We start from the raw sequence: 2858 nt of genomic DNA, 5'->3' as shown, positions 1-2858 counted from the left end.
TGCACAGGCCAGCGCCCAGGCCGACTACGAGGCGGCAAATCGCTTGCAGCAGGAGCGCACCGGTGGCGACCAGTGCGAGGCCGCGACCTCGATCATCGACAAGGAGCTGGGTCTATGAGCCTGGGGCTGAAATTGCGTTCCTGCGGGAGCGGAGAAGGGGGATTTCGAGCTGCAAGCCGAGTGATCCGTGGCCTTGCCTGTGGGAGCGGCCTGGTGCTGACCCTGGGCCTGGCCGGATGCTCCGGCAAGGTAGAACCGCAGATCGAATACGTGCGTGTCGAGGTGCCTGTTCAGGTGCCGTGCCGGGCGCCGGAGGTGGCTGTGCCGCCTTGGGCTGCTGCCGGCCTGCGCAAGACCGACAGCCTGGAGGTGAAAGTGCGTGCGCTGCTGGCAGAGCGGCGGCAGCGGATCGGGTACGAGCGCCTGCTGGAGGCTGCGGTGGATGCCTGCCGATAGCCTTACACCGAGCATGGATAACTGCCGGAATAGGCTCTCTGTGCTCGTACCACTTTTTGTACCAAATGAGGTTTTTTCAGGGGTGAAAAGGGGTTCTATGCACCCCTGTAGCCCTTTAAAATCCCCTTTTCCAATACTCCTGCTAATCCGCACATAGGTCCTTACCGGTTTTGCCGTTGGGGAATATGTGCCTCCGAAATGAGGCACATAAGGAACTGACCCATGGGGATTGTGAGAGTTTTAGATCGATCTGTTATATAGGCTGTGAGATCGTGCGCCGCCGATCTCAAACTTGGATTATCGACCGCGAATCAACCGGCGTAACGCAAACCGGTTCGGATGGCATGCTTCTGCCACTGCCCGAGGCACTGGCAACGGTTCGCCGCACACCCAGGCCGCGACCAGTTCGCCGCAGAGCGGTGCGGTGATCAAACCCCGCGACCCATGGCCGCTGTTCACATACAGCCCATCCAGCCACGGGCAGGGTGTGTCTGGCACCTGGCGGGCATCCTTGGCCAGCACCGCATACGCCTCGGCGAACGCTTGCGCTTCCGCCACCGGCCCGACGATCGGCAGGTAGTCGGGGCTGGTGCAGCGAAACGCCGCCCGGCCTTGCAGCTGCGCAGGGGCAAGCTCAGCGGTGTGCAGCCGCTGCGCCAGGTCGGTGGAGATCTCGTCCAGCAGCGCCAGGTTGCCCTGGTGCTCGGCGGTGGTCGGGGTCAGGTCGTCGTTATGGAAGTCGAAGCTTGCGCCCAACGTGTGCTCGTCGCCCCGTGGCGGTGCCACGTAGCCCTCGGCGCAGACCACGGTGCGCAGCGCTCGGCTGGCCTCGGTAGCCGGCAGCCGGGTGATCTGCCCACGAATGCGCTTGAGCGGCAGCGCGCTACAGGCGTCGAAGCGGCGCACCTCGGCGGCGCCGGCCAGCACCACCACCGGTGCGCTGGCCAGCAGGCGTTGGCCATCCCAGGCTTGCCACTGGCCATCGACCTTGCGCAGCTCGATCACCTCGCGGTGCGTCAGCAAGCGGATGTTCGGGTGGCGCAACTGCGCCTGGCACAGCGCGGGTGGATGGACCCAGCCACCTTCGGGGTAGAACAGCCCGCCGGTCGGCAATGCCACGCCGGCCACGGCTTCGGCCTGGGCCTGGTCGAGTACCTGCAGCAGGCTGCTGTCGAAGGCTTCGGCCAGCTTGGCCTGGCGCTGGGCTTCCTGGTCGTCGAAGGCCAGCTGCAGTACACCGCAGGCGTCCCAGTCCTGGCCGGGCTGCAAGCGTTGCAGCCAGCGCCGGGTGTAGCCGAAGCCGGCGAGGATCATCTGCGACAGCGCCGTGCCATGGGCCGAAAGCTTCAGGTACAGCACGCCCTGGGGGTTGCCCGAGGCTTCACGGGCCGGCGCGTCGTGGCGCTCCAGCACGCTGACCTGCCAGCCACGGGCGGCCAGGCTCGCGGCCGTGGCGCTACCGGCCAGGCCTGCGCCGATCACCAGGGCCTGGCGTGGGCCCTGGGGCAGGGTGGGGCGGGCGTACCAGGGTGCGATGCCCGGAGGCAGCGGTTGCTCGGCCGGCCAACCCTGGAATTCGCCGTGCATCACCTCCCACTTCTTGCCGATACCGGGCACCTTGCGCATGGCAAAGCCGGCAGCGATCAGGGCGCGGCGTACCCAGCCGGTGGTGGTGAAGGTGGCGAGGGTGGTGCCCGGGCGGGAAAGCCGGGCCAGTTGCGCGAACAGCTCCGGCGTCCACATGTCGGGGTTCTTGGCCGGAGCGAAGCCGTCGAGGAACCAGGCATCGACTGGCGCATCGAGCTGGGGCAGCTGTTCGAGCACATCGCCGACCAGCAGGGTGAGGGTGACGCGGCCGTCTTCGAAGCTGAACGGCTGGAAACCGCCATGTACCGCCACGTATTGCTCCAGCAGTGGCCGCCAATAGGGCGCCAGGTGCGGCCACAACTGCACGGCACGGGCCAGGTCATCACGGGTCAGCGGGTATTTCTCGACGCTGACGAAGTGCAGGCGCGCTTCGGGGGGCGCGTGTTCGGCGAACAGCTGCCAGGCGCTGTAGAAGTTCATGCCGGTGCCAAAGCCCGTTTCGCCGATCACCAGGCAGGTGCCGGGCGCGAGGTTGGCGAAGCGCTCGCGCAGGCGATTCTGTTCGAGGAACACATGCTCGGTTTCCTCCACGCCTTCGTTCTTCGAGAAGTAGACGTCGTCGTACTGGCGCGAATGGGGGCGGCCCTGGTCGTCCCAGTCGATCTGGGCGTGGGTGATGTCAGGCATGGGTGGCTCGGGTTGCGGTGAAAGGCGGCGATTTTAAGGCATCTGGCGGTTTTTCGCTGGCTGTACCGGCCCAATCGCCGGCAAGCCGGCTCCCACCCGGTTCGTGCATGCAACACCTTGTGGGAGCC

The 2858-nt window shown here is 66.3% G+C and carries 2 protein-coding genes; one reads left to right on the top strand and one right to left on the bottom strand.

The genetic code is table 11. From position 1 onward, the window contains the following. Positions 1–180 precede the first annotated feature (180 nt). Complete coding sequence (locus ACNFCI_RS23860; RefSeq protein WP_416768402.1) at positions 181–456, top strand: hypothetical protein; 276 nt, start codon at positions 181–183, stop codon at positions 454–456. A gap of 297 nt (positions 457–753) precedes the next feature. Here the strand turns inward: ACNFCI_RS23860 and mnmC are convergent, their stop codons facing one another. Next, positions 754–2730: a bifunctional tRNA (5-methylaminomethyl-2-thiouridine)(34)-methyltransferase MnmD/FAD-dependent 5-carboxymethylaminomethyl-2-thiouridine(34) oxidoreductase MnmC gene (gene mnmC / locus ACNFCI_RS23855; RefSeq protein ID WP_416768400.1), complete on the bottom strand. Its 1977-nt coding sequence runs from the start codon at positions 2728–2730 to the stop codon at positions 754–756. Between the last annotated feature and the right edge of the window lie 128 nt (positions 2731–2858).

This window comes from Pseudomonas sp. NY15356, from assembly GCF_048068175.1.
GTDB lineage: Bacteria > Pseudomonadota > Gammaproteobacteria > Pseudomonadales > Pseudomonadaceae > Aquipseudomonas > Aquipseudomonas putida_K.
The sequence above is the reverse complement of the archived record's forward strand: the minus strand, read 5'-3'. Positions and strand labels throughout refer to the sequence as shown.

Coding starts and splice junctions, on each gene's coding strand:
- mnmC (WP_416768400.1), bottom strand. CDS start 2,730: ATGCCTGACATCACCCACGCCCAGATCGACTGGGACGACCAGGGCCGC.